Source organism: Streptomyces sp. NPDC053755 (assembly GCF_040677675.1).
GTDB lineage: Bacteria > Actinomycetota > Actinomycetes > Streptomycetales > Streptomycetaceae > Streptomyces.
Genome location: NZ_JBFASK010000009.1, coordinates 99,520 through 124,766 on the forward strand (window position 1 = coordinate 99,520; position 25,247 = coordinate 124,766).

Sequence of the window (25,247 nt, forward strand, 5' to 3'; positions counted from 1 at the left end):
CCTGGATGACGTCGGCACCACCCGAACGGCGCCGACGCCGACACCCAGCGGAGGGAAGCCCCGGTTCCCTCCGCCGCGGGTACGGCGCCGACGCCCCAGGCGTCGCCCGCCACGGGTCCGGCCACGCACCCCCGCCCCACGCACCATCCCGCCACCCATCCGACCCTCAACGGAGGCACCATGCGCGTCCCTTCCGCACCTGCACGCCGCACCGTCCTCGCCGGCGTCCTCGCCGTATCCCTCCTCTCGGTCTCCTCCTCCGCCCTCGCCGACGCCCCGAAGGCCCGGCCCCAGGCGGGGTCCCTCGTCCTGGTCGGCGGAGCCCTCAAGGAGAGCAACACCCAGGTCTACGGCGAGATCATCAAGCGGGCCGGCGGCCCCGGCGCCCGCATCGGGATCATCACGGCCGCCTCCGTACCCGAGAGCCAGGACCCCCACGCCGGCGACCCCGAGCGGTGCAGCAACTCCGCCTGCAACGGCGCCTACTACGCAGACGTGTTCAAGCGGCACGGTGCCGCGGACGCCCAGTGGATCCCCGTCGACATCGACCACGTCGCCAACGCCGACTCGGACGCCGTCGTCGCTCAGGTCGACTCCATGACCGGCTTCTTCTTCGGCGGCGGCGACCAGTACCGGTACGTGACCACCCTGCTGCGCGGTGACGAGCACCGGGACTCCAAGGTCCTGGCCGCCATCCGCGCCAAGCTCGCCCGAGGCGCCGTCGTCGCCGGGTCTTCCGCGGGCGCACAGATCGCCTCCGGCCCCGACATGGTCACCGGCGGAGAGTCGTACGAAGGGCTCAGGGACGGCAGCGCCCCCGGCTATTTCGACGACGCGACGCGCCTCGGCTACCTCCCCGAGGGCGGCTTCGGCTTCCTCCGGTCGGGGCTCGTCGACACCCACACCGGCGCCTACGGACGCGAGGGCCGTGCGCTGCGCCTCGCCTCCGACACCGGCCACGACCGCGTCTACGCCCTGGAGGAGAACACCGCCCTCGTCGTCGACCGGCCGGGCACTCCCCGTGAGCACCTCAGCGTCCTCGGGCCGAACGGCGTCGCCGTCCTGGACCTGCGCGACGCCCGCGCGTACGACTCCGAGGACGGCTGGTCCCTGCGCCGGGCCCGGTACAGCTACCTCACGGACGGGGACCAGTACGACGCACGCACCTGGACGCCGCGCGTCCACCCGTCCAAGCGGCCCCTGAGCCCCGTCGGCACGGCGCCCGTGCCCGTCAACTCCGACGTCTTCCACTCCGCGGCCAACCCCGACGGCGCCCCGTACGCCTTCCGGACCACCGCGCGGGCGCTCGCCTCGACGCGCGCGCAGAACAGCGCGACCGCGACCACGTTCGAGAGCGGGCCGCGGTTCACGGTGACGTACACCAAGGGGCGGGGATTCGCCGCCTTCACCGGCGACGGCACGGAGGCCCGTACGCTCCTCTCCCTGCGCATCGACATCGCGCCGCGCTGATCTGCCGAACGACACGGAGCCGGCCCCAGGACGGGGCCGGCTCCTTTCGCGTCGTCGAACGGACCGCGACGCGCGGTCCGTTCACAGCAGGCCGGTGCGCCGGGCGACCCTCTCCGCCTCCTTCATGCGCTCGTGGCCGCTGCCGCCGATCCGGTCGAGGACGGCGGCGACGAGCGCCTCGACGACCGCCAGGGCCGGCACGAGGCTGTCGTAGGGGGAGTCCGAGGAGACCTGGGTGATGAGGACGACGTCCGCGTGGGCGGCGGCGGGGGAGAGCCACGGGTCGGTGAACACGATGACCTTGCCGCCCCGCTCCCGGGCCAGTTCGGCGATCAGCGTCTTGTCGGACTCGTAACGCCGGTAGTCGAAGAGCACGGTGACGTCGCGTCGGGTGAGCTGCGTCAGGAAGGAGGTCCGCTCCACGTCCTTGTGCGGCAGGAAGCTCACCTGGTTGCGGAACTGCATCAGGTGCAGGCCCAGGTACTCGGCCATCAGATGCGTGAACCGTCCCCCCGCCACGTGCACGCGGCGGCGCGGGTCGGAGAGGAGGCCGACGGCGTCCTCGAACTCGTGGGCGGCCACCTCGTCGAAGGTCCGGGCGACGGCCTGCCGCACGATCGAGGAGCGCTCGCCGAGCTGGGTGGCGCCGGCGTCCTGCGGAGCCTCCGTCCGCTCGTGCTTCGACGTCCCGGCGGCCGTGTAGAGCGTGATCGGCGAGGCGTTGCGGGCGTCGAGTTCGGAGCGGAGAGCGGCCTGGAGGTCGGGAAAGCCCCGGTAGCCCAGCCGGGAGGCGCACCTCAGCACCGTGGGTGCCGAGACGCCCGCCCGCTCCGCGATCGTGGCGACCGTCTCGAAGACCGCGGCCGGATACCCCGCCAGCAGCACCCGCGCGACCTTGCGCTCCGCGGGACTCAGCTCTCCGAGCCGACTGCGGATCTCGTCGGCCAGCGTGGGGCTCATGGGTTTCCCTTCTGCGGCGCGGGATCACCGAGGCGGACGGCGGCCGTCGAGGCCGCGTCCTTCGGCTTGCCACGTTTCAGAACAGCGAATTTCAGAGATCGACTGTACCGCCTATTACGTATCCTGTCCCACGGGGTCGTGTGGTTCCCCGCCCCCCGTTCAGGTGGCAACCGGTTTGCGCCGTGGCCGGATCGGCACGTCAGAGGCGGGCCGCGTCCCGTACGGCTCCGTGGACGGCGCGCGCCACCCGGGCGCCCCACACCGAGCGGGGCCCCGCGAAGGCGTGCGGCTCTACGCCGGGGGCGGGGGTCCGGGCGGCGACGCACACGGCGTCCGTCGGCGTGCCGGAGCAGTCGTGGCCCGCGTCGAGCAGCGCCTGCACCTTCGCCTCGGTAGCCGTGGCCACGGCGTTGACCAGCGCCGCATCGGTCAGCGACACCGGCAGCGCCACCACGATGTTGATCGTGCCGGGCGCCATCTCGAGGGCGGTGCCCTCCTGGGCGGCGGCCGCCCAGCCCTTGACTCCAAGGCCCGCCGTGGCGACGGCCTCCACGCCGCCGTCGCGGACGTGACCGTACGCCCGGACGTCCGCGGCCGTCATCAGCCCCACCCCCGGCCCGCGGACGCCGGCCTCGCGGGCCAGCTCGGCGAGATGGCGGTCCGGGTCGGTGCGCCGGTAGCCGTGCGCCACCTGCGCGTTGAGTATCCAGGAGCGCTCCCCGATGCCCCCGCCGAGCACGGCGCTGCTGATCATCCGCCAGCCGTCGCCGACCCGCCACAGCAGACCGTGCAGCCGCTCCCCGTCTTCCAGGCGCGTGAGTGTCCGCAGGGGCGGCAGACCGTGGGGCGGACGGGGCGGCGGGTTGGTGCTCACCGGGCGGGCACTCCTTGCGGGGGACGGAACCCGCTGATCGTACGCACTCCGTTCGAAGGCGGGACGGCCCGGTCGACCGGCGCCCGTGCCGCCGCGCCCGACGTGGCCCACGAGCGTCTCCTTCCGGAACTCTCGGAGGGCGACGTGGTGGTGCTGCACGACACCGGCGCCTGGGCCTCGTGGCCCTCGTGGCCGAGGCCCCGGGCGCGCCACTCCGTCGCCTTCGGCTCGATACCCGGACCCCGCCCGCGGACCAGCGATCCGAGGCTAGGAAAGACGCCCCCTAGGTTGCGTCGGCGCCCGGGCCCTCCGCGACCGTGAAGAGGCCGCCGTCGGGGTCGCGCAGGATGATCTCGCGCCCGTTGGGGGTGGTCAGCACCGCGGAGGCGGTGGCCCCGCCCAGACCGAGGGCGGTCTCGCGTGCCTTGTCCACGTCCTCGACCCTGAAGTGCACGTGCCAGCGCGGCCGGACCTGCGGGTCGGGGGCGGCCTCCACCGCCCCGCCGGAGAGCCGGGCGACCGTGATGTCGCGGTGGCTCAGCACGACGTGGTCGTCCTCGTAGGAGACCTGGCAGCAGTCCGGCCCCTCACCCGCCCAGTCGAGCACCTCCGCGTAGAAGATGGCCGCGTCGAACGCGTTCCTGGTCCGCAGCTCCAGCCAGGCGGGCGCGCCGCCCCGGCCCACGCTCCAGTCCGGGATGACCTGGCCCTCCCAGATGCCGAACACGGCCCCCTCGCGGTCGGCGGCCAGTGCCGCGCGCCCGGTCCCGAAACGCAGGGGGCCGACCGCGACGGTGGCGCTGCGCTCCCGGATGCGGGCCGCGGTCAGGTCGGCGTCGTCGACGGCGAAGTACGGAGTCCAGGCGACGGCCACCGCGAGGCGGGGAGCCAGCGCGCCGATGCCCGCCACGGGAGCGCCGTCGCGAAAGGCCACGGAGAACTCCTCGCCCAGGCGCGTGGGCCGGAACTCCCAGCCGAAGAGGGCGCCGTAGAAGGACTCGGCGGCCCGCAGGTCGCGGGTCATGAGGCTGACCCAGCAGGGGGCACCGGGAACCGCGTGGCTCGAGGTCGACACAGACTTCAACCATCCTTCGTGGACGCCCGACAGCAGCACATCCCACCCCACCCCACCCCCGGCAAGATCGCCATTCCGGCCGGGCCCCGGCCGGTGGCGGCCCGGGCCCCGCGCCGACCGGGTCAGTCCAGCGGTTCCACCACGAACACGGGGATCTCGCGCTCCGCCTTGCGCTGGTAGCCCGCGTAGTCGGGGAAGGCGTCCACGGCCCGGTCCCACCAGGTCCGCCGCTCCTCGCCCGTGACCAGGCGCGCCCGCATGTCCCGTACCTTCGGCCCGTCCCGCAGCTCGACCACGGGGGAGGCGATCAGGTTGTGGTACCAGACCGGGTGCTTCACCGCTCCGCCGTTCGAGGCCACCAGGGCGTAGGAGCCCTCGTGCTCCACCCGCATGAGCGGCGTCTTGCGGATCTTGCCGCTCCGGGCGCCGCGGTTCGTCACGAGGACGACGGGCATGCCGCGGATCGTGGTGCCCTTGGCGCCGTCGGAGGACTCGTACAGCTCGACCTGTTCGCGCACCCACTTCGTCGGGCTCGGCTCGTACTCTCCCTCGAGCGGCATGGCGACCCCTCCCCTTCGTCCGGCCTGTCGTGTCCGCCGTGTCCGTCTTGTCCAGGGCGGACACCGGTGTGGTCCGCCGTGGCGACGCTATCCGACCCCGAGCCGACACGCACGTGTGCCGCGCACGGCGTGCGAAGCGGCCCGAGTTGCGAAAACCTGGGGGAGCCAGGAGACCGCAGCGCACACGGAAGGACCGGGGAAACCACGTGGCGGACGTCCGCACCGCGCTCCGACGACGGGTGACGCAACTGCTCGCACAGCGCAAGGACCCCGTCGTCGTCCAGACCCTTCGATCCACCGCGGCGGCGACCATCGCCTACGTCGTCGCCCTCCAGCTCAGCAGCGAGCCGGCGCCCCTCACGGCGCCCCTGACGGCGCTGCTCGTCGTCCAGGTCACCCTCTACTCCACGCTGACCACCGGCATCCGCCGCGTCAACTCGGTGGTCGTCGGCGTGCTCATCGCCATCGCGTTCAGCGTCCTGGTCGGCCTGACCTGGTGGAGCCTCGGCCTCGTCATCCTCGCCTCACTGGTCGTGGGGCGGTTCGTGCGGGTCGACGAGTTCGTGCCCGAGGTCGCCATCAGCGCCATGCTCGTGCTCGGCGTCACCCAGGTCGCGAACACCGCCTGGGACCGGGTCCTGGAGACGCTCATCGGCGCCGTCGTCGGCCTGCTGTTCAACATCCTGCTCGTGCCCCCCGTCTGGGTGGGGACCGCGGGGGAGTCGATCGAGGACCTCTCCCGCCGCATGCGCCAGCTCCTGCTGGGCATCGGCGAGGAACTCAACGCCACCACGCCCGTCGAACGGGCCGCCGCCCGGCTGCACGAGGCCCGACGGCTCGACAACGACATCGCCGACGTCGACGCCGCCCTGCGGCAGGCCGAGGACAGCCTCCGCCTCAATCCGAGGGTCAAGGAGGGGCTCCTGCACCGCATCGTGCTGCGCACCGGCCTGGACACCCTGGAGATCTGCGCCGTCGTCCTGCGCGTGCTCGCGCGGACCCTCACCGACCTCGCCAAGGCGCGGCAGGACGAGGAGCTGGTACCCGAGGAGGTGGGGTCCGCCGTCGAGGAACTCCTCGCCCACGTCGCCGACACCCTGGTCAGCTTCGGCGTCCTCGTGACCACCCGGGTCAGCGAGGACGCGGACGCCGCCGAGGAACGCCTCACCAACGAACTCCACGCCGCCCGCGCCGTCCGGGACAACGTGGCGGACCTGCTGCTCCGGGTCGTGCTGCGCGAGCCCCGGCAGTGGCAGCTCTACGGCGCGCTGCTGGCCGAGGTCGACCGCATCCTGGACGAACTCGACCTCGACCACCGCTCGCGCCGTCTGATGGAGGAGCTGGACCGTCACTCGCGCGAACGCAAGGAGAAGCGGCCCCGCCTGTCGGCGCTGCGGGAACGCATGGGCGTCTGACACCGGCGGCTGTCGCGGGTCCGGGGCCGGAAGCGGGAGCGGTCGCCGGCCCGGAGCGACGGCGCGGGGGCCGGGAGCCGTGAGGATCAACGCCGGTCGTTCATCAGCTCCTGGAACGAGTGCATGCAGGAGGCGCAGTGGCGGTCCGTCTTGTCGCGTTCCTCGGTGGGCACTCCGTGGAGGGACTGGCCGCACAGAGCCGTCCGGTTGCCCACGGGAGCGACGTGCCAGACGAAGACGCCGTCCGGGGTCGCGATGCCGACGTGCATTTCGTACATGGTCGTCTCCATGCTCGGCGGGCGGTTGCCCCTCCAGTGCACCGGAGACAGGGCCGGTTGCACGCCCGGAGCGCAGCTGTTCGGGTGACGGGCGTCCGGCCGCACCCACCGTGACCTGGTCGGACACGGTGAGCGACCGGCGGGGCCGACCGGCCGGGGGCGGGATGGCTACCCTGGAGTACGAGACCGCCCACGGTGCGGCCCGGCGGGAGGCGACCCATGACACGACGCCACCACTTCCACCTCGACCACGCGGGGCACTCCGTCAGCGTGACCGTCCAGACGGGACACGGCGCGGCCGTGGTGGTGCTCGTCGACGGCAAGGAGACGGGGTACGTCAAGCTCTCCGGCGACCGTCCCGTGACCGTCGCCGTCGAGCTGCCGACCGATCCGCCCTCCCAGGCCGTCGTCCGCGTGACGCCCGGCCCGGACGCTCCCCACTGCGTGCTCGAAGCGCCCGGCGCCGAGCCGCAGGTGATGCCCCCGCGCGCCTACTGACCGCCGGCCGGCGCCGCCCTGACGGACCGGAGATCGCCGCCCGACGAACGGGCCGGGCGCCGCCCTGACGGGCCCGGATGACGGGGCACGTGACGGACGGGCCGGCGCCCCCTGACGGGCCCGAGGTCGCCTCCGGTCCGTACCTTTCGTGTGCCCGTCGCGCCGACGGCCGGCCGGACGAAGCGGTGCATCCCGTCCGAAGACCTCCCCGATCGGCACCGCACCAGGTCAACAGTCTGTAACGCCGCAGGACTTGTCGGACAGAAGCCTTCCTTCCGCACGCCTCGTCTGGGATCTTGCGTCCACCCCACACATCACACGGCCCGGCCGGCGCCACCAGCGCCACCGGGCCATCGGAGGACGCATTGTTTTCCCACATATCCAGCCGGCTGAGACACTCCGCCCTGGCGGCCGTCGCCCTCGGCGCGACCATGGCCCTCGCGGCGCCCGCGGGCTCCGCGCACGCGGCGCCGAACGCCGTCCCGGAGCCCTCGTCCCCCTCGGCGCGCACCGCGACGGCGCCGACGGCCACGACGGCGGCCTCGACGGCCTGGGCGGCCGGCACCCGCGCCTACCTGGTGATCACCGCCCCCGGTGACACCTCGGCCGCGCGCACCGCCGTCGCGAACAACGGCGGTTCCGTCTTCGCCTCGTACGACGCGATCGGCGTGATCGTGGCGCACTCGGCCTCGGCGACGTTCGCCTCCTCGATGCGCGCCGTGAGCGGTGTCCAGCAGGTCGGCGCGACGCGGACGTCCGACGTCCCGGCCGACGCCTACAACCCGGCCATCCCGGCCAGTCCGACGCAGTCGGCGACGACGCTGACCGAGTCCAACCGCTGGGACATGACCCAGATCAAGGCGGACCAGGCCTGGGCCGTGACGACCGGGTCCGCGACCGTCAAGGTCGGCGTCCTGGACACCGGCGTGGACGACCAGCACCAGGACATCGCGCCCAACTTCAACGCGGCCGACTCCGTCTCCTGCGCCTACGGCAAGCCGGACACGCGCGCCGGCGCGTGGCGGGACGTCGACACCCACGGCACCCACGTCGCCGGCACCATCGCGGCGGCGAAGAACGGCAAGGGCGTCATCGGCGTCGCGCCGGGCGTGAAGATCTCCTCCGTGCGCATCGCCGAGAAGCCGAGCGGGCTGTTCTTCGCCGAGAACACCGTCTGCGGCTTCATGTGGGCGGGCGACCACGGCTTCAAGGTCACCAACAACAGTTACTACACCGATCCTTGGCAGTTCAACTGCCCGGACAACGCCGATCAGGCCGCCATCATCGAGGGCGTGCGCAGGGCGCAGGCGTACGCCGAGAGCAAGGGTTCCCTCCAGATCGCGGCGGCGGGCAACGCCAACTACGACCTGGCGAACAAGACGACCGACACCGAGAGCCCCAACGACTCCACGCCGGTCAGGCGCACCATCACCAACGCCTGCATCGACATCCCGACCGAGCTGCCGGGCGTCGTGACGGTCGCCGCCATGGGCAACGGCAACGTCAAGGCCTCGTACTCCAACTTCGGCAACGGCGTCATCGACGTCGCGGCCCCCGGCGGCGACGGTACCTCCGGCGTCTACTCGACGCTTCCGGGCGGCAAGTACGGCAGCAAGAACGGCACGTCGATGGCGTCCCCGCACGTGGCGGGCGTCGCCGCGCTCATCGCGAGCACCGACCCGGCCCTGACGCCGGCGCAGATCCGCGACCGGCTCGCCACGCAGGCCGGCGACGTCGCCTGCCCCTCGGACAGCCGCTGCACGGGCACGACGGCCAAGAACGGCTTCTTCGGCGACGGCCAGGTCGACGCGCTCAAGGCCGTCGGCGGCACCACGCCGCCGCCCGGGTCGTACTTCGAGAACCTGACCGACGTCACGATCGCCGACAACGCCACCGTCGAGAGCCCGATCACCGTCAGCGGCGTGACCGGCAACGCGCCGGCCACCCTCAAGGTGGGCGTGGACATCAAGCACACGTACATCGGTGACCTGAAGGTCGACCTCGTCGCCCCGGACGGCACCGTCTACACGGTCCACAACCGGGCCGGCGGCGGTACGGACAACCTCGTCCAGACCTTCACCGTCAACGCCTCCGCCGAGGTGGCGAACGGCGTCTGGAAGCTGCGGGTGAACGACAACGCCAACCAGGACACCGGCCGAATCGACGCCTGGAACCTCACCTTCTAGCGCAAGGGCCCCCGGGAGAAGCCCGCGTGAGGTGACCCTCACGCGAGGCCGCACCACCGAACCCGCCCCGGCCGTCAGGCCGGGGCGGGTTCCGTCTCGTGCCGGTCCGGACGGGTCAGGCGTCCTCGCGCAGCAGATCCGCGCACTTCTCGCCGATCATCATCGTGGTGATGCACGGGTTGACGGTGACGAGGTCCGGCATGACCGACCCGTCCGCCACCCGCAGACCGTCGACCCCCTTGACGCGCAGGCGCGCGTCGAGCGGCGCCAGGGGGTCGTCGTCCGCGCCCATCTTCACCGTGCACGCCGGGTGGTAGACGGTGTTGTGCGTCTTGTGGATGTAGTCGAGCAGCTCGTCGTCGGTGTGCACCGACGGCCCGGGCGCGAGTTCGGCCCCGGCCCATCCGGCGAGCGCGGGCTGCCCGGCGATCCGGCGGGCGAGCCGGAGACCGTACGTCATCACCCGGACGTCGTGCTCGTGCGTGAAGTACCGCGGGTCGACCTTCGGCTTGTCGCGGTAGTCGCGGGTGCGCAGCCGCACCGTCCCGCGCGACTTGGCCCGCGTGACGTTCGGCGTCAGGCAGAAGGCGTTCTCCGACGTCGGATAGCCGTGCCGCGCGGTGTTCATGTCGAACGGCACCGAGCCGTAGTGGAACATCAGGTCCGGCCGGTCCAGGCCCGGCTCGGTGTCGTAGAAGACGCCCGCCTCCCACCACTGGCTGGAGACCGTGGGCATCGGCTGCTTCGCCTCCCACATGATGACGCCCTCGGGATGGTCCTGGAGGTTCTCGCCGACCCCGGCGGAGTCCACCACGACCTCGACGCCCACCTCGCGCAGGTGCGCGGCGGGTCCGATGCCGGACAGCATCAGCAGCTTCGGCGTGTCGATGGAGCCGCACGAGACGACGACCTCGCGGCGGGCCCGGACCCGCCGGGTGTGGACGAGGTCCGGATCCAGGTACTCGGCGCCGACGCAGCGGCGTCCGTCGAGCATCAGCCTCTTGGCCCGCACCCCGGTCCGTATCTCCAGGTTGGGCCGCTTGCCCATGATCGGGTGCAGATACGCCACGGACGAGGACTGGCGCACGTTGTTCTCGTCGGAGTTGATCTGGAACCAGTTGGCGCCGCGCACCACCGTCCTGCCGGTGTTGAAGGGCGTCGTCGGGATGCCGGCCTGGGCGCACGCCTTCAGCAGCGCCTCCCCGCACGGGTCACCGCCCTTGAGCGTACGGAGCTTCACCGGACCGGTCCGCCCGTGGTGGTCCCCGGGCGCGTCGTTGTTCTCCAGGCGCCGGTACAGGGGGAACAGGTCCGCCGCGCTCCAGCCCGTACAGCCGGCCCTCGCCCAGTCGTCGAGGTCCTCCGCCGGTGCCCAGAAGGCGATGCAGGAGTTGTGCGAGGAGCAGCCGCCGAGGACCTTGGCGCGGGCGTGGCGCATGAAGCTGTTGCCGCTCGCCTGCGGTTCGACGGGATAGTCCCAGTCGTAGCCGGAGTCCAGCAGCCCCATCCACCGTTCCAGCTTCAGGACGTTGTCGTCGCCGACGTCGCTGGGTCCGGCTTCGAGGACGCAGACCGTGACGGACGGGTCCTCGCTGAGGCGCGCGGCCACGACGTTGCCCGCCGTGCCGCCGCCGACCACGATGTAGTCGAACACCTCTTCGGGTCGCGTGCTCATGAGGGGACGGTCTCCTTCACTGCGGTGGGCTCGGGGGTCGCCTCGGCGGCGTGTTCGGCGAGGACGCCGGTGCGGTGCCGCTGGACGAACCAGTAGTAGGCGAAGCCGCCGAGCGCGATCGCGCCGACGAACAGGACCGCGCCCCAGCGCAGGTACCAGTGGAACGGGGCGGCGGCGTTGTAGACGGCCGCGCGCGGCCAGATGAGGTTGAGCGTCATGGCTCCGCCCCAGAGCACCGCCAGGATGTTGACGGGCAGGCCCCAGCGGCCGAGCGAGAACCTGCCCTCGGCGGGCCGCCACCGGCCGCGCAGCCGGGCGATCAGCATCGGCCCCGTGACCAGCAGATAGGCGACGTAGATCATGACGATGCCGATGCTGGTGACCACGGTGAAGATCTGCGGCTGACGGATGTTGACCAGGAGGATCGCGAGTGCCAGGACACCGATGATCACGGTCGGCAGGACCGGGGTGCCGAACCGCGGGCTGACCTTCGCCAGCCGGGAGGACGCCGGCAGGTTGTTGTCCCGCGCCATGGCGAAGGTGAGCCGCACCGCCGCCGTGTGCACCGCCAGCGCGCAGACGGTGACCGCGATCAGGACGCACCAGAGCATGGCCTTGCCGGCCGTCGGGCCCAGGACGTCGAGGACGACGTACTGCAGTCCGTCGGAGGACAGCTTCTCGCCCCGCAGGCTCGACACGCTCATCAGCGCGAGGATCAGGATGAGGCCGCCGAGGACGAACGAGGCGACGATGGCCCGGATGATGGCGCGCGGCGCGTTACGGGAGGGGTCCAGGGACTCCTCGCCGAGCGAGGCCGCGGTGTCGAAGCCGTACATGACGTAGGCCGAGGCGAGCGAGGCGATCAGGAACGCCCCGAGGTAGCCGTACGGCTGGCCCGTGCCGGTGCCGGCGGTGTCGGTGACGACCTCCGGGCCGCGGACGACGTTCACCGCGAGGAGCACGATCAGCACGACCGTGGCGATCAGTTCGAGGAATACCCCCGCGGTGTTGATCATCGCCATCAGCCTCACGCCGAAGGCGTTGACGACGGTGGTGAAGAGGATGAGCCCGGCGGCCAGCAGCACCGCGTTGGTCGCCACGTCGTACGTCCCCGTGCCGTCCCCCACGAACTGGAAGAACGAGGAGATCTGGGGGAGCGTCAGCTGGTAGGCGAGGGCGACCGCGGCGATCGACACGACCGACGCGATGAGCATCATCCAGCCGGCCAGCCAGCCGACGTGCCCGTTCCCGACCCTCTTCGCCCAGTTGTAGATGGAACCCGCCACGGGGTAGCGCGCGGCCAGTTCGGCGAAGCAGAGCGCGACCATGACCTGGCCGGCGAAGACCATCGGCCAGGACCACCAGTAGGCGGGCCCGCCGCTGGCGAAGCCGAAGTAGAAGAGCTGGAAGGTGCCGGTGAGGATCGAGATGTACGAGATACCGGCCGCGAAGGTGTGGAAGTTGCCGAGCGTGCGCTTGAGTTCCGGCCGGTAGCCGAACTCGGTGAGTTCGGCGTCGTCGCCCGGCCGGGACGGTGGATCGGTTGCCATGAGTCGTCTCCTGGGGGCAGTAGCGATGCGGTCAGGCGAACCAGCCCTGCGGTTCCGGTGCGGTGTTGCGCCAGATGTGCTTGGTCTCGCGGTACTCCGCCAGGCCGGCCGGGCCGAGTTCACGCCCGGTGCCCGACTGCTTGAACCCGCCCCATTCGGCCTGCGGCACATAGGGGTGGTAGTCGTTGATCCACACGGTCCCCAGGCGCAGACGCGCCGCCATGCGCCGGGCCCTGCCCTCGTCGCTCGTCCAGACCGCGCCCGCGAGCCCGTAGACCGTGTCGTTGGCGAGCCGTACGGCCGCGTCCTCGTCGCCGTCACCGAACCGCTCGACGGTCAGCACCGGCCCGAAGGACTCCTCCCGCACCACGGACATGTCCGCCCGGCACTCGTCGAGCACGGTCGGCAGGTAGTAGAAGCCCGTGTCGTACGCGGAACCCTCCGGACGGGCTCCGCCGCAGCGCAGCACCGCGCCCTCGGCGACACCCCGCTCGACGTACGCAGCGACCTTGTCCCGGTGGGCCGCCGAGATGAGCGGCCCGGTCTGCGCCCGCTCGTCGAAGGGCCCGCCGAGCCTGATCTCCCGGGCCCTGCGGACGAGTTCGTCGACGAACCGGTCGTGCAGCGAGTCCTCGACCAGGAGGCGGGCACCCGCCGAGCAGACCTGCCCCGAGTGGAGGAACACCGCCGTCAGCGCCATGTCCACGGCCGCCTCGAAGTCGGCGTCGGCGAACACGATGTTGGGGTTCTTCCCGCCCAGTTCGAGGGCGACCTTCTTCACCGTCCCGGCGGCGGCCGCCATGAGCCTGCGGCCGGTGAGGAGCCCGCCCGTGAAGGAGAGCAGATCGACGTCGGGGTGCTCGGCGAGGGGCGCGCCGGCCTCGGGGCCCGCGCCGAGCACGAGGTTCGCGACGCCGTCGGGGAGCCCCGCCTCGGCGAGCAGCCGCATCAGGTGGATCGCGGTGTGCGGGGTGAGTTCGCTCGGCTTCAGGACGAAGGTGTTGCCGGCGGCGAGCGCGGGCGCCACCTTCCACGCCGTCTGGAGCAGCGGATAGTTCCAGGGCGTGATCAGGCCGCAGACGCCGACCGGTTCGTACACCACACGGCTGTCGGCGCCCGCCGTGCCCGTGTCGATCACCCGTCCCGTCTCGGCGGCGGCGAGCCGCCCGAAGTAGCGGAAGCAGTCGACGATGTCGTCGATGTCGTAGGCGCTCTCCACCAGCCGCTTGCCGGTGTCGAGGGACTCGGCCCGGGCCAGCGCCTCCTTGTCGCGGGCGAGGAGATCCGCCACCCGCAGCAGCAGGTCACCGCGCTCCGCCGCGGGAGTCGTGGGCCAGGGACCCTCGTCGAAGGCGCGGCGCGCGGCCGCGATCGCCTCGACGGTGTCCTTGCCGCCGGCCTCGTCGACGACGGCGACCAGCCCGCCGTCGGCGGGGCACCGGATCTCGCGGGTCCGCTCGTCGAGCGCGGACCGCCAGGCCCCGCCGATGAAGAGTTCGGGCATGTTCTCGTTCCTCCAGGTCAGCGCCCCCGCGGGGCGCCCTCGGGGCAGGGCGCCTATCCGGAGGTCCGGCTTCTATTCCGAATGTGACGGTCGACACGTCGACGGAAGGAACTCGGAGGCGGGGGCGGGGTGGGGGCGGACCTCTCGGCGCACGGTCGCGACACGGGCGATCCGGGCGCCGGGGCCCGGCCGGCCTCCCCGGGCGTCCACCCGGCCGACTCCCGCAGGACTCCGCCCGGGCCGACTGCCGCTGCCGTCCACCCGGCAGACCTCTCTGGCGGTCCGTCCGCCCGCCCGCCGCCGGGGGCCCGACCGCCCCGCCCGCAGCCCTCCGGGGGCGACTTCACCGGCCGCCGCCCGGGGCTCCACTCCCCGGCCGTCCGCATAGCCCCCTTCCCCGCCCGCCCGCCGCCCCCCCGGGGGGGCAGAATTCCCCGGCCGGCTTCCCGGCTCCGTCAGCCCGGCCGACGGAACAGATCAGACCGAGGCGAACGCCCCCGCCGGGAATACACGGCCCCGCGTCGGCGTTGTCGCCCGCTGAGCGGTCATCGCCGCCATCGGTGGCCCGAGATTGCCCGGCAGCCCCTCGGGAAGCGCCATGATCCGTGCCAGAACCCTGCTCCTCACCGTCGTCGCCGCGGCCCTCGCCGCGCTCATGGGCTGCTCCGCCCTCGGCAGCCGTGAGGCAGCGCCTTCCCCCGCCCCCGAGGCGACGTCCCCGGCCCCTGCCGGGCCCTCCGTCAACCTGCCGCCGCCGAGTTCGCCACCGGCCACGCCGGCCGATCCCGTCGCGATGGCGCCCACGCCGGACCCCGCCGACCGGACGCGGCCGTCCCGGCTCTCCCTCCCGTCCATCGGCGTCGAGGACCTGCGCGTCGTCCCGTACGAGGGGACGACCGACGACACGCCGGGCACCCGCATCCAGGACCGGGGCGTCGCCGCCAGCCCCCAGGGCGCGGGCGGCGGAGTCGGGCCCGGCGAGGTCGGGAACTTCCTCGTGACGGCGCACCGGCTCTCCGCCGGAGGACCGCTGCGCGATCTCCCCGCCATGGAGGTCGGCGACCGCGTCATCGTCCGGGCGGCAGACGGCACGGCCTACGAGTACGAGATCGTCGAGACGCGCCAGACGTCCTTCCGGTCCGAGCGATCCCTCGCCGAGCAGCGGGCCGCCGTGCCGGGCGAGCCGGGCGCGAAGCCCACGAAGGCCATGATCACGATATCCACCTGCGCCACGCCGGAGGACGACGCGGCGGGCAACTACTGGCGGGACGAGAACGGCAACCCCGAGCACCGGATCGACAAGATCGGCGTGCTGACCTCGGCCCGGCCGCCGGCCTGATCGGCGAGGCCCTCCGCAGAGCACCCCTCACACCCGCATCCGCCGGCCCGGTCGGACGAGGGCTCCCGTGACGTTTGCGGCCCGGCACACGCTGAACGGAACATGAGCAAGATCGAAACGATGCCACCGGCCGGCGAGCGGCGGCGCGGGCCCGGGCAGGTGCATGCCTGATGTTCCGTCTGTCGCCGCGCTCCTGGCTGATACTCGCCTCATGCGCCGTCGTGCTCCTGCTGCTGACGGTGTCCCTCTCCTTTCCGGCCCTGACCTCCGCCCTGACCTCCCCGTGGCGCGGACCCACCGGTCGTCCGGCCCTCTCCGGACCCCTGCCGGACGCCCCGCTCCCCGGCGGTGGCACGGCCCTGCTCTCGTCCTGCGGGGTGGACGACGGCCCGCGCCCGCGCGCGCGAGGCGAGGGGGAGCGGGACAGGGACCCCGAGCTCGTCTTCGGCGGTTACAGCGCGGTCGACCCCGGCACCCGGACGCCCGGCCGGCCCCGCTTCACCGTCCACGTGTCGGTCCGCACCGTCGACCGGCCCCTGCTCCTCACCGCGCCCGTCGCCGGCGGACGCGTCGATCTCGACGTCTACGGTCCGCGCGGCGAGGGCCGCCGGGCGTCCGCCCGGGGCCTGACGGCGACGGTCGTGGAGGACGGCTACCCGAGCCGGCCTGCGAAGACCCCCGCGTCCGGCGCCTTCCGCGTGCGCCCGGGCGAGTCGCTGCGGCTGGACGTGGAGCTCCCGGCCGGCGCGGTGTGCCCCGGTCACACCGTGGCCGACGTGGGCAGCTGCTCGCCCGAGGGAACCAACGACGCCACCCTGTGCCCCGTTCTGACACTGGCGCTCTCCGACCCGGCGATCCGGGACCACCGGGCCGCCGTGACGGGCCGAGATCCCGCGGGCCTCAGCGATCGGCTCGTCATGGTCTCCCTGGAGCCGGAGATCACGCGGACCTGAGCGGTCGGGACCGTGCCGGCGGCGGCGGACGACGCGGCCGCGCCCGACCGCCCGGCCCCACGTCCTGAAGCTCGTGCCCCAGACCCCGTGCCCCGCCCGCACCCCGTGTCCCGCCGGCCCACCGCCGCGTCCCCGTCCCGTACCGCTCCGAAGGCCCCCTTGAAGGATGGAAAGATGGCCGGGTTAGCATATGAGCGCCGCCTAGCTCGAAAGATAAGCCTGTGACTGTCAATGACGACTCGTTCACCAACTGGAAGAACCGCGAGGAGATCGCGGAGTCGATGATCCCGATCATCGGGAAGTTGCACCGCGAGCGGGACGTGACCGTCCTGCTGCACAGCCGCTCCCTGGTGAACAAGTCGGTGGTCAGCATCCTCAAGACCCACCGGTTCGCTCGGCAGATCGCCGGCGAGGAGCTCTCGGTCACCGAGACCCTGCCGTTCCTCCAGGCCCTCACCGCGCTGGATCTCGGTCCTTCCCAGATCGACATCGGCATGCTCGCCGCGACGTACAAGACCGACGACCGCGGTCTGTCGGTGGCCGAGTTCACCGCCGAGGCCGTCGCCGGTGCCACGGGCGCCAACAAGATCGAGCGCCGCGAGGGACGCGACGTCGTCCTCTACGGCTTCGGCCGCATCGGCCGCCTCGTCGCCCGCCTGCTCATCGAGAAGTCCGGCTCGGGCAACGGCCTGCGCCTGCGCGCCATCGTCGTGCGCGGCGGCGGCGAGCAGGACCTGGTCAAGCGCGCCTCGCTGCTGCGCCGCGACTCGATCCACGGCCAGTTCCAGGGCACCATCACCGTCGACGAGGCGACCAGCACGATCGTCGCCAACGGCAACGCGATCAAGGTGATCTACGCGAACGACCCGTCCGAGGTCGACTACACCGCGTACGGCATCAAGGACGCCATCCTCATCGACAACACGGGCAAGTGGCGCGACCGCGCGGGCCTGGCCAAGCACCTGCGTCCCGGCATCGACAAGGTCGTCCTGACGGCCCCGGGCAAGGGCGACGTGCCCAACATCGTCCACGGCGTCAACCACGACACCATCAAGCCCGACGAGCGCGTCCTGTCCTGCGCCTCGTGCACCACCAACGCGATCGTGCCGCCGCTGAAGGCCATGGACGACGAGTACGGCGTCCTGCGCGGCCACGTGGAGACCGTCCACTCGTTCACGAACGACCAGAACCTGCTGGACAACTACCACAAGGCGGACCGCCGCGGCCGTTCGGCGCCGCTGAACATGGTCATCACCGAGACCGGTGCCGCCTCGGCCGTCGCCAAGGCGCTGCCCGATCTGAAGGCACCGATCACCGGCAGCTCGATCCGCGTCCCCGTCCCGGACGTCTCCATCGCCATCCTCAGCCTGCGCCTCGGCCGTGAGACCACCCGCGAGGAGGTCCTGGAGTACCTCCGGGACGTCTCGCTGCACTCGCCGCTCAAGCGTCAGATCGACTTCACCACCGCTCCCGACGCGGTCTCCATGGACTTCGTCGGCTCGCGCCACGCCTCGATCGTCGACGCCGGTGCCACCAAGGTCGACGGCGACAACGCCATCCTCTACCTCTGGTACGACAACGAGTTCGGCTACTCCTGCCAGGTCATCCGGGTCGTCCAGCACGTCTCGGGCGTCGAGTACCCGACGTTCCCGGCTCCGGCGGTCTGATCCCGTCGCGCCACCCCGCTCCGCCGCCCGGCCCGCCCCGGGCGGCGGAGCGCGATCCGGGGGCGGCCGGACCCGTGAGGGTCCGGCCGCCCCCGCATCCTTTCCCGGACACGAGCTGCGGGGGGGCGATCCCGTCCAGCCACGGGGATGCCGACCGGGCCGGTCCGCTGGGGTCCGCGCGGGCGGCGGTGACCCCGAACCGGTCTGCGTGGGCGCCGCCGACACCGGTCTGCCGGCCTCCCTGTGGCGGTCTGTCGGGCACCTGCGCACCCCCTCTCCCCGTGCGTAGGCCACGGATCACGCTCGCCCTGTCGCCGTCGGCGCGCTCGCCGTGCCGACCCGGCATACGGGACCTACCGTGCACAGTGTCGATCTGGTGGCTAAGGAGAAGGACATGTCCGAGCTCGTCGTCATCGGCTTTGCCGACCGCTCCACCGCGAACGAGGCGTTCAGGAAGGTCCAGGAGCTGCAACGCAGCGGTGTCGTCGAGCTCAACGGACTCGCCGTCGTCTCGGTGGACGAGGACGGCGAGACGCACGTCGACACACCCGCCAAGAACGAAAAGGTCGCCGTCTCGGCCACGGCCGGCGCCCTGTGGGGCCTGGTCTTCGGCATGCTCATCCTCACCCCGGCCATCGGCGTGGTCGGTGCCGCGCTCGGCGGGCTGATCGGCAAGCTCAGTCAGATGGGCGTCGACAAGGACTTCAGGGCGAAGGTCCAGTCCCTTCTCGAACCCGGCTCGGCGGCCGTCGTGATCATGGCTTCCGCGATCACCGAGGATGCCTTCGCCGAGGCTCTCCATCCGTTCGGCGGAACCGTCCTCAAGACGTCGCTCGCCGAGCGGGATGAGCAGGAGCTCGTCCAGCAGCTCGCCGGCGGCGCGCAGGCCGCCTGACCGGCGCTCCCGGGGCTCCACGGGGAGTCCTGCCCTCCGCCCCGTCTCGTACCGCCCCGGTCCAGCCCGGTCCCGGCTCCTCCCGTGCGGCTCCCGGCCCCGCCCGGGTCCGTACCGCGCCTGCTCCGGGCGCCGAGCGCGTGTCCCCGCCCGGGCAGCCGAGCGCGACCGTCACCCGCACCCATCACCCCGCCGAAGGACGAGCCGAGTGACCACCTCTCTCCGCAGGAAGCACCCTGTCCGCGCCCGTGCCGTGAGCGCCGCGGCGGGGGTGGTCCTGGCGGCCCTCGCCGCCGGCGCCCTCGCGTCGTGCGGCTCGGACGACGACTCGGGCGGGAGCTCGTCGTCCAGCGGCGCGCCCACACCGCCCGACCAGGAGTCCTTCGCCGGCGAACCGCCCTCGGCCCTCGCCTCCGCCGCGGAGTCCGCCGCGGCCGCCGCCAGGGAGTCCGCGTCCTCCGCCGCCGCGTCGGCGTCCGCCCGTGAGGCCTCCCGCAAGGCATCGACCGGGACGGAGGCCGAGCGCTCCCGGCAGGCGGCCGAGAACGCCCTGAAGAACGTCGACGCTCCCGGCAACGCCGTGAGCGACGTGGCGATGACGGGCAAGCCCCGCGCCCAGACGGGCGGGCTGTTCGCCGTCGTCGTCACGATCACCAACACGACGAAGGCCAAGGCCTCCTACGCCGTGCAGATCGACTTCCTGGACGCGTCCGGCAAGGTGGTCGAGACCCGGTTCACCGGAGCCGAGGCTCTCGCTCCCGGAGGGCGCGTCCAGCCCGTGGTGGTCAGCCGGGCGCCCGAGGCGCCGCCCCTCACCCCCAGGCTCACCAAGGCGCAGCGGTACTGACTGCCTGCCCGCGCCGAGGACATCGCGCGCGGCGGGCGGGCCCGAAGTCCGGGTGGAAGCGGTGGACCGCCTTCATCGCCCGGCTCTCGTCCTGCCGCGCGCGCCGGTACGGCGGGTCGGGGGTCACGCTCCGCCGTGGAGCCGGCAGGGCATGTGGCGTCGATGGTCCGCGGCCCGAGCTCGTGGGCGACGGTCTTCCGGTCGGGTCGTGGTCGCCCTGTCCCGTTACTGCGGGTGCGTCCAGCCTTGACGTGGCAGGTCGGACCGGGGCCCGTTCACCCGCTTGCCGCTTTCCGGGTTGCCGCTAATGTCGATATATAGGCGAAATGTGCATCCTCGTTCCCACGCTGTGCCGGTGAGGGGAAGGGGGCGTACGAGAGGAGCCTCCCATGACCCGTACAGTGCGCGGGGCGATAGCCCTCGCCGGAGCCGTGGCTCTGTCGCTGGGCGCGGTGGCGACCAGCGGCGCCTCCCAGCCGGGGGCGGACAGCGCGGCCCAGGACGAGGTGAAGATCGGACTGCTGCTGCCGGAGAGCAAGACCACGCGGTACGAGAAGTTCGACCGCCCGTACATCGAGCAGAAGATCAAGGAACTGGCGCCCAACGCGCAGATCGACTACTACAACGCCGCCGAGAGCGCCACGACTCAGCAGCAGCAGGTCAACACCGCGCTCGCCAAGGGCGACCAGGTGCTGATCCTGGACGCCGTCGACGCGAAGTCGATCCAGTCCTCCGTGCAGAAGGCCCATGACGCGGGCGTGAAGGTCGTGGCCTACGACCGCCTCGCCCAGGGCCCGGTCGACGCCTACGTCTCGTACGACAACCGCAAGGTGGGCGAGCTGCAGGGGAAGGCGCTGCTGGACGCGCTCGGCGACAAGGCCGGCAGCGGCCAGATCGTGATGCACAACGGCTCGCCGACCGACCCGAACGCGGCGGAGTTCAAGGCCGGCGCCCACTCCGTCCTCGACGGCAAGGTGAAGATCGGCAAGGAGTACGACACGCCGAACTGGGACCCGAACAACGCCAACCAGCAGATGTCGGGCGCCATCAGCTCCCTGGGCAAGGAGAACATCGTCGGCGTCTACTCGGCCAACGACGGCCTCGCCGCCGGCATCGCCACCGCCCTCAAGTCGGCGGGCATGAACGTACCGCTGACCGGTCAGGACGCCCAGCTCGACGCGATCCAGCGGATCCTGCTCGGCACCCAGACGATCACGGTCGAGAAGCCGTACAAGCCGGAGGCCGACATCGCCGCGACGATGGCCGTGAACCTCGCCGAGAACAAGCCGCTCCCGGCCGACCTGACGCCCACCACCGTCACCAGCGGCAGCGGCCAGAAGGTCCCGGCCAATCTGCTCACGCCGATCGTCGTCGACAAGGACAACATCAAGGACACGGTCGTCAAGGACGGCCTCTACACCGTCCAGGAGATCTGCACCCCGACCTACGCCGCAGCCTGCAAGGAGGCCGGGCTCCAGTAGCCCCGAGGCGACGCCCGCCGGAGACGGCGGGCGGTCAGGGGGGTTCACGGAGGAGGCGGTTCCGTTGCCGGAAGCACCCGTGCTCGCCCTGCGGGGCATCTCCAAACGGTTCGGCGCCGTGCAGGCGCTGTCCGGCTTCGACCTGGAGGTCCACGCCGGCGAGGTCGTCGCACTGGTCGGCGACAACGGCGCCGGCAAGTCCACCGCCGTCAAGGCGATCGCCGGGGTGAACCCGCCCGACGAGGGCGTCATCGCGTGGGAGGGCCGCCCGGTCGGCATCAACCGGCCCCATGACGCCCAGAACCTCGGCATCGCCACCGTCTACCAGGACCTGGCCCTGTGCGACAACCTCGACGTCGTCGGCAACCTCTTCCTCGGCCGCGAGCTGCGCCGCTTCGGCGTCCTCGACGAGGTCCGCATGGACAAGCGCTCCCGCGAGCTGCTGGCCACGCTGTCCATCCGCATCCCCAGCGTCCGCATCCCCGTCGCCTCCCTCTCCGGTGGCCAGCGCCAGACCGTCGCGATCGCGCGCTCGCTCATCGGCGACCCCAAGGTCGTCATCCTGGACGAGCCCACCGCCGCCCTGGGCGTGGAACAGACCGCCGAAGTCCTCGACCTGGTCGAGCGCCTGCGCGACCGCGGCCTCGGCACCATCCTGATCAGCCACAACATGGTCGACGTGATGGCGGTGGCCGACCGGATCGCGGTCATGCGCCTCGGCCGCAACAACGGCTTCTTCGACAAGCGCTCCACCTCCACCGAGGAGATCATCTCCGCCATCACCGGAGCCACCGACAGCGCCGTCACCCGCCGGGAGACGCGCAAGCGGGAGGAGGAGCGATGAAGCGTGCCCGAGGCCCCGACGACGCCGCCCAGGAATCGGCACGCGACGCGATGCCCGCCGTCGACAGCCGACTGCTCGTCAGGGAGGAGGGACTGCGGGGCTACCTCGGTGAGTTCCGGCGCAAACTGCGCAGCGGCGAACTCGGTTCGCTGCCCGTCGTCGTCGCCGTGATCGTCATCTGGACGGTCTTCGGCAGCCTGAACAGCGCCTTCCTCTCCGCCCAGAACCTCTCCGACCTCAGCCAGCAGATCGTCGGCACCGGCATGATCGCCGTCGGTATCGTCTTCGTCCTGCTCCTCGGCGAGATCGACCTGTCCGTCGGATCCGTCAGCGGACTGTGCGCCGCGCTCTTCGCCGTCCTCAACGTGCTGAACGGCATGAACGAGTGGCTGGCGCTGCTCGTGGCCGTGGCGGGCGGAGCCGCCGTCGGCCTCATCCAGGGCTTCTTCTTCGCGAAAGTCGGCGTGCCCGCGTTCGTCGTCACCCTGGCGGGCAATCTCGCATGGAACGGGCTGATGCTCCAGATCCTCGGCACCAGCGGCACCGTCAACATCCCCGCCGAGAGCATCGTCACCCGGCTCTACTCGACCATCTTCCACAGCCCGGCCGCCGCCTACGTCGCCGCCGCCGTGGGCGTCGGCCTCTTCCTGGCCGCCTCGCTGCTGGACGCCAACCGCCGCAGGTCGGCGGGGGTGCCGTCCCGGCCGGTCGCCGAGATCACGCTGCGCACGGTCGTGCTCGCGGCGATCGCCTTCGCCACGGCCTACATCCTCAACCAGTACCAGGGCCTCCCGCTCGCGCTGCTGATCTTCCTCATCCTGCTCGTGGTGCTCGACTTCGTGCTCCGGCGCACGACCTACGGCCGGCGCGTCTTCGCGGTCGGCGGCAACATCGAGGGCGCGCGACGGGCCGGCATCAGCGTCGCGTTCGTCAGGATGAGCGTCTTCTCGATCTCCGGCACCATGGCGGCCGTCGGCGGCCTCTTCCTCGCCGGACAGATCCAGTCCGCGAGCCAGACCTCCGGCGGAGGCAATCTCCTGATGAACGTCATCGCCGCGGCCGTCATCGGCGGCACCAGCCTCTTCGGCGGCCGGGGATCGGTCTGGTCCGCCCTGCTCGGCGCCCTGGTGATCGGTTCCATCCAGTCCGGAATGAACATCATGGGCGTCAGCAACGCCATCCAGTTCATGATCACGGGTGCGGTCCTGCTGGCCGCCGTGGTCGTCGACTCGCTGTCCCGCAGGAGCCAGAAGGCCGCGGGCCGCGCCTGAGCGCCGTCCCACCCGCAGCCGACACCCCTCCGACCGCCCCGCCACGCGGGGCGGTTCTTCTGTGCGCGGACGGCCTTCGGACATCCTCGGCAGGCTCCGCACCCCGGCAGGCCGGTCGCCGACGCCGTGCCGGCGAGCCCGATACCCCCTGGGGCGGACGGCCCTGACGCATCGTCGGTCCGCAATCGGCACCCCGTGACAGGAACCGACGTGCCGCGTTGGCCCTCATGCTCCATGGGGCCCGGGGACGGCGCGCGGCGCCGACTCCTCCGGCCCCTACGGCACACCCGAGCGTGTGCCGTACCCCTTGAGCCGAGGAAGAAGACGAGGAAGTCACGTGCCCCTGTCGTCGCACCGACGTCTGGCCCTGAGCGCCACCCTGATCGCCGCACTCGCCGGCGGTCTCGCCCCCGCCACCACGGCCGCCGCGGCACCGGCGGCCCCCGCGGCCCCCGCGATCCCCACCGTCCCCGCCCCCGACATGGAAGGCGTGACCGCGGCCCTGAACGCCGCGATGGCCAACGGCGCTCCGGGCGCGATGGCCCGCTTCACCGGCCCCGACGGCGTCCGGACACGGACGGCCGGAGTCGCCGACCGCGTCTCCGGCGCGCCGATGGACACCCGGGCGCGCTTCCGGATCGGCAGCGTCAGCAAGACCTTCTCCAGCGTCGTGCTGCTCCAACTGGTGGACGAGGGCAGACTGGAGCTCGACGCCCCGGTCAACGGCTACCTGCCCGGGCTGCTGCCCGACGATCGCATCACGGTCCGCCACCTCCTCACCCACCGCAGCGGCCTGGCCGACTACACCAACGCCATGTTCGCCCGGACCGTCCCCGGCTTCGAGGCCGTGCGCAACCGCGTGTTCGGCTACCAGGAGTTGGTGGACCTGTCGCTGAGCGAGCCGCGCACCACGGAGCCCGGAGCCGCGTACAAGTACTCCAACGCCAACTTCGTCGTCGTCGGCATGCTCATCGAGAAGACCACGGGCACCTCGGTCGCACGGCAGTACGAGCGCCGCATCATCAAGCCGCTGAAGCTGCGGCACACCTCCTACGTCCACCCCGAGGCGGGGATCGAGGGACCGCACGTGCGCGGCTACCTCCACCCCGACGAGGAGGGCGCGCCGCTCGTCGACTCCACCGAACAGACCGTCTCCTGGGCGCAGTCGGCCGGCGCGGTCATCTCCGACCCGGCGGACCTGAACACCTTCACGACCGCGCTCATGCGGGGCCGGCTCCTGTCGCCGCGGATGCTGGACGCCATGACCACGGTCACCCCGACCGACACCACCGACACCCGCTTCTACGGTCTCGGTCTGCGCCGCTACGACCTGTCGTGCGGCACCCAGGTGTACGGACACACCGGGACGGTGCAGGGCTACTACACCTATGCCTTCGCCACCCGCGACGGCCGCCGCGCCCTCTCCGCGATGGCGAACACCTCGAACCGGGGTGCGGCCAACACGGCGCTCGGCGGAACGCTGGAAGCCGCCTTCTGCGGGAAGAAGGCCCCGGCCGCGTCGTCGTCGCGCACGGCGCCGCGCCCGCTCTCCTCGCTGCCGGCGGAGGCCGACCTGCCCGAGCGCCGCTGAGGCCGGCCGCGGTGGGAGACCGCGGCCCCTGGCAGAGGGAGGGCGGGCGCTCGGCCCGCCCTCCCGCCGCGCCCCCGCCTCAACCGGTACGGGGAGGCCGGCCCTCGGCCGAGTGTCCGGACCCCGTCCGGGATCCCCGGCCTCCCAGGGGCCTGCGCGCGCCAGGGCGGGCCGGCCGACGACAACGGGGCGTCGCACGACCGGGGCGGCGCCTGCTGACGTCGTACGGAACCACGGAACCACGGAACCACGGAACCACGGCACCACGGCACCACGGCACCGGGCCCGCGGGATGACTTCCGCGGGCCCGGCGC

The 25,247-nt window shown here is 72.3% G+C and carries 21 protein-coding genes; 13 read left to right on the top strand and 8 right to left on the bottom strand.

Translation table 11 applies throughout. The features are described 5' to 3' along the window. Nucleotides 1–180: 180 nt before the first annotated feature. The gene (locus AB0K65_RS12135) at nt 181–1,470 is read left to right on the top strand and encodes a cyanophycinase (protein WP_365715702.1); all 1,290 of its coding nucleotides are present in this window, start codon (nt 181–183) and stop codon (nt 1,468–1,470) included. An 81-nt stretch (nt 1,471–1,551) separates the two neighbouring features. Here AB0K65_RS12135 and AB0K65_RS12140 read toward each other — a convergent pair whose 3' ends face one another. The 4 genes from AB0K65_RS12140 to AB0K65_RS12155 all read right to left on the bottom strand — a co-directional run bounded on the left by AB0K65_RS12140 (nt 1,552) and on the right by AB0K65_RS12155 (nt 4,939). Then, complete coding sequence (locus AB0K65_RS12140) at nt 1,552–2,430, bottom strand: MurR/RpiR family transcriptional regulator (RefSeq protein ID WP_365715703.1); 879 nt, start codon at nt 2,428–2,430, stop codon at nt 1,552–1,554. Between the two features lie 199 nt (nt 2,431–2,629). After that, on the bottom strand, nt 2,630–3,304 hold the full coding sequence (locus AB0K65_RS12145) for an adenosylcobinamide amidohydrolase (RefSeq protein ID WP_365715704.1): 675 nt from the start codon (nt 3,302–3,304) through the stop codon (nt 2,630–2,632). Nucleotides 3,305–3,587: 283 nt separating this feature from the next. Then, complete coding sequence (locus AB0K65_RS12150; protein WP_365715791.1) at nt 3,588–4,328, bottom strand: VOC family protein; 741 nt, start codon at nt 4,326–4,328, stop codon at nt 3,588–3,590. Between the two features lie 173 nt (nt 4,329–4,501). Next, entirely contained in the window at nt 4,502–4,939 is a 438-nt protein-coding gene (locus tag AB0K65_RS12155) for a nitroreductase family deazaflavin-dependent oxidoreductase (RefSeq protein ID WP_365715705.1), read from the bottom strand. Nucleotides 4,940–5,145: 206 nt separating this feature from the next. On the opposite strand from AB0K65_RS12155, the gene AB0K65_RS12160 reads away from it, so the two are divergent. After that, nucleotides 5,146–6,354: an aromatic acid exporter family protein gene (locus AB0K65_RS12160; protein ID WP_365715706.1), complete on the top strand. Its 1,209-nt coding sequence runs from the start codon at nt 5,146–5,148 to the stop codon at nt 6,352–6,354. Between the two features lie 86 nt (nt 6,355–6,440). Here the strand turns inward: AB0K65_RS12160 and AB0K65_RS12165 are convergent, their stop codons facing one another. Beyond that, entirely contained in the window at nt 6,441–6,632 is a 192-nt protein-coding gene (locus AB0K65_RS12165) for a hypothetical protein (RefSeq protein ID WP_365715707.1), read from the bottom strand. 219 nt (nt 6,633–6,851) lie between these two features. On the opposite strand from AB0K65_RS12165, the gene AB0K65_RS12170 reads away from it, so the two are divergent. Both AB0K65_RS12170 and AB0K65_RS12175 read left to right on the top strand, forming a co-directional pair. Beyond that, nucleotides 6,852–7,130 (top strand): hypothetical protein, encoded by a 279-nt coding sequence (locus tag AB0K65_RS12170; RefSeq protein WP_365715708.1) that lies wholly within the window; start codon nt 6,852–6,854, stop codon nt 7,128–7,130. A gap of 431 nt (nt 7,131–7,561) precedes the next feature. After that, nucleotides 7,562–9,316 carry a S8 family serine peptidase gene (locus AB0K65_RS12175; protein WP_365715792.1) on the top strand — a complete coding sequence of 585 codons (1,755 nt, stop codon included), beginning with the start codon at nt 7,562–7,564 and terminating at the stop codon, nt 9,314–9,316. A 115-nt stretch (nt 9,317–9,431) separates the two neighbouring features. Here AB0K65_RS12175 and AB0K65_RS12180 read toward each other — a convergent pair whose 3' ends face one another. The 3 genes from AB0K65_RS12180 to AB0K65_RS12190 are packed head-to-tail and all read right to left on the bottom strand — an operon-like array spanning nt 9,432 to nt 14,045. After that, entirely contained in the window at nt 9,432–10,991 is a 1,560-nt protein-coding gene (locus tag AB0K65_RS12180) for a GMC family oxidoreductase N-terminal domain-containing protein (protein ID WP_365715709.1), read from the bottom strand. Next, on the bottom strand, nt 10,988–12,541 hold the full coding sequence (locus AB0K65_RS12185) for an amino acid permease (protein WP_365715710.1): 1,554 nt from the start codon (nt 12,539–12,541) through the stop codon (nt 10,988–10,990). Before AB0K65_RS12185 ends, AB0K65_RS12180 begins: the two co-directional genes overlap by 4 nt. A 31-nt stretch (nt 12,542–12,572) precedes the next feature. Then, a complete protein-coding gene (locus AB0K65_RS12190; RefSeq protein ID WP_365715711.1) occupies nt 12,573–14,045 on the bottom strand; it encodes an aldehyde dehydrogenase family protein in 1,473 nt (490 codons plus the stop codon). A 598-nt stretch (nt 14,046–14,643) separates the two neighbouring features. On the opposite strand from AB0K65_RS12190, the gene AB0K65_RS12195 reads away from it, so the two are divergent. From AB0K65_RS12195 to AB0K65_RS12235, 9 genes are all read left to right on the top strand, one after another. Continuing rightward, nucleotides 14,644–15,384 carry a class E sortase gene (locus AB0K65_RS12195; protein WP_365715712.1) on the top strand — a complete coding sequence of 247 codons (741 nt, stop codon included), beginning with the start codon at nt 14,644–14,646 and terminating at the stop codon, nt 15,382–15,384. A 170-nt stretch (nt 15,385–15,554) separates the two neighbouring features. After that, nucleotides 15,555–16,337, top strand: a complete 783-nt coding sequence (locus AB0K65_RS12200) for a hypothetical protein (RefSeq protein WP_365715713.1) — start codon at nt 15,555–15,557, stop codon at nt 16,335–16,337. A gap of 221 nt (nt 16,338–16,558) precedes the next feature. After that, entirely contained in the window at nt 16,559–18,004 is a 1,446-nt protein-coding gene (locus AB0K65_RS12205) for a glyceraldehyde-3-phosphate dehydrogenase (protein ID WP_365715714.1), read from the top strand. Between the two features lie 394 nt (nt 18,005–18,398). Then, nucleotides 18,399–18,899, top strand: coding sequence for a DUF1269 domain-containing protein (locus tag AB0K65_RS12210; RefSeq protein WP_365715715.1), 501 nt, complete (start codon nt 18,399–18,401; stop codon nt 18,897–18,899). Nucleotides 18,900–19,107: 208 nt separating this feature from the next. Further along, entirely contained in the window at nt 19,108–19,746 is a 639-nt protein-coding gene (locus AB0K65_RS12215) for an FxLYD domain-containing protein (protein ID WP_365715716.1), read from the top strand. A 389-nt stretch (nt 19,747–20,135) separates the two neighbouring features. Beyond that, nucleotides 20,136–21,227, top strand: coding sequence for a substrate-binding domain-containing protein (locus AB0K65_RS12220; protein WP_365715717.1), 1,092 nt, complete (start codon nt 20,136–20,138; stop codon nt 21,225–21,227). Nucleotides 21,228–21,291: 64 nt separating this feature from the next. After that, entirely contained in the window at nt 21,292–22,071 is a 780-nt protein-coding gene (locus AB0K65_RS12225) for an ATP-binding cassette domain-containing protein (RefSeq protein ID WP_365715718.1), read from the top strand. Further along, entirely contained in the window at nt 22,068–23,342 is a 1,275-nt protein-coding gene (locus tag AB0K65_RS12230) for a sugar ABC transporter permease (RefSeq protein WP_365715720.1), read from the top strand. Before AB0K65_RS12225 ends, AB0K65_RS12230 begins: the two co-directional genes overlap by 4 nt. 337 nt (nt 23,343–23,679) lie before the next feature. Next, on the top strand, nt 23,680–24,933 hold the full coding sequence (locus tag AB0K65_RS12235; protein WP_365715722.1) for a serine hydrolase domain-containing protein: 1,254 nt from the start codon (nt 23,680–23,682) through the stop codon (nt 24,931–24,933). Nucleotides 24,934–25,247 lie beyond the last annotated feature (314 nt).

Excerpts from the sequence above, each read along its gene's own strand:
- AB0K65_RS12135 (WP_365715702.1), top strand. The coding sequence starts at position 181 with ATGCGCGTCCCTTCCGCACCTGCACGCCGCACCGTCCTCGCCGGCGTC.
- AB0K65_RS12140 (WP_365715703.1), bottom strand. The coding sequence starts at position 2,430 with ATGAGCCCCACGCTGGCCGACGAGATCCGCAGTCGGCTCGGAGAGCTG.
- AB0K65_RS12150 (WP_365715791.1), bottom strand. The coding sequence starts at position 4,328 with ATGACCCGCGACCTGCGGGCCGCCGAGTCCTTCTACGGCGCCCTCTTC.
- AB0K65_RS12155 (WP_365715705.1), bottom strand. The coding sequence starts at position 4,939 with ATGCCGCTCGAGGGAGAGTACGAGCCGAGCCCGACGAAGTGGGTGCGC.
- AB0K65_RS12165 (WP_365715707.1), bottom strand. The coding sequence starts at position 6,632 with ATGTACGAAATGCACGTCGGCATCGCGACCCCGGACGGCGTCTTCGTC.
- AB0K65_RS12170 (WP_365715708.1), top strand. The coding sequence starts at position 6,852 with ATGACACGACGCCACCACTTCCACCTCGACCACGCGGGGCACTCCGTC.
- AB0K65_RS12175 (WP_365715792.1), top strand. The coding sequence starts at position 7,562 with ATGGCCCTCGCGGCGCCCGCGGGCTCCGCGCACGCGGCGCCGAACGCC.
- AB0K65_RS12180 (WP_365715709.1), bottom strand. The coding sequence starts at position 10,991 with ATGAGCACGCGACCCGAAGAGGTGTTCGACTACATCGTGGTCGGCGGC.
- AB0K65_RS12185 (WP_365715710.1), bottom strand. The coding sequence starts at position 12,541 with ATGGCAACCGATCCACCGTCCCGGCCGGGCGACGACGCCGAACTCACC.
- AB0K65_RS12190 (WP_365715711.1), bottom strand. The coding sequence starts at position 14,045 with ATGCCCGAACTCTTCATCGGCGGGGCCTGGCGGTCCGCGCTCGACGAG.
- AB0K65_RS12195 (WP_365715712.1), top strand. The coding sequence starts at position 14,644 with ATGATCCGTGCCAGAACCCTGCTCCTCACCGTCGTCGCCGCGGCCCTC.
- AB0K65_RS12200 (WP_365715713.1), top strand. The coding sequence starts at position 15,555 with ATGTTCCGTCTGTCGCCGCGCTCCTGGCTGATACTCGCCTCATGCGCC.
- AB0K65_RS12210 (WP_365715715.1), top strand. The coding sequence starts at position 18,399 with ATGTCCGAGCTCGTCGTCATCGGCTTTGCCGACCGCTCCACCGCGAAC.
- AB0K65_RS12220 (WP_365715717.1), top strand. The coding sequence starts at position 20,136 with ATGACCCGTACAGTGCGCGGGGCGATAGCCCTCGCCGGAGCCGTGGCT.
- AB0K65_RS12230 (WP_365715720.1), top strand. The coding sequence starts at position 22,068 with ATGAAGCGTGCCCGAGGCCCCGACGACGCCGCCCAGGAATCGGCACGC.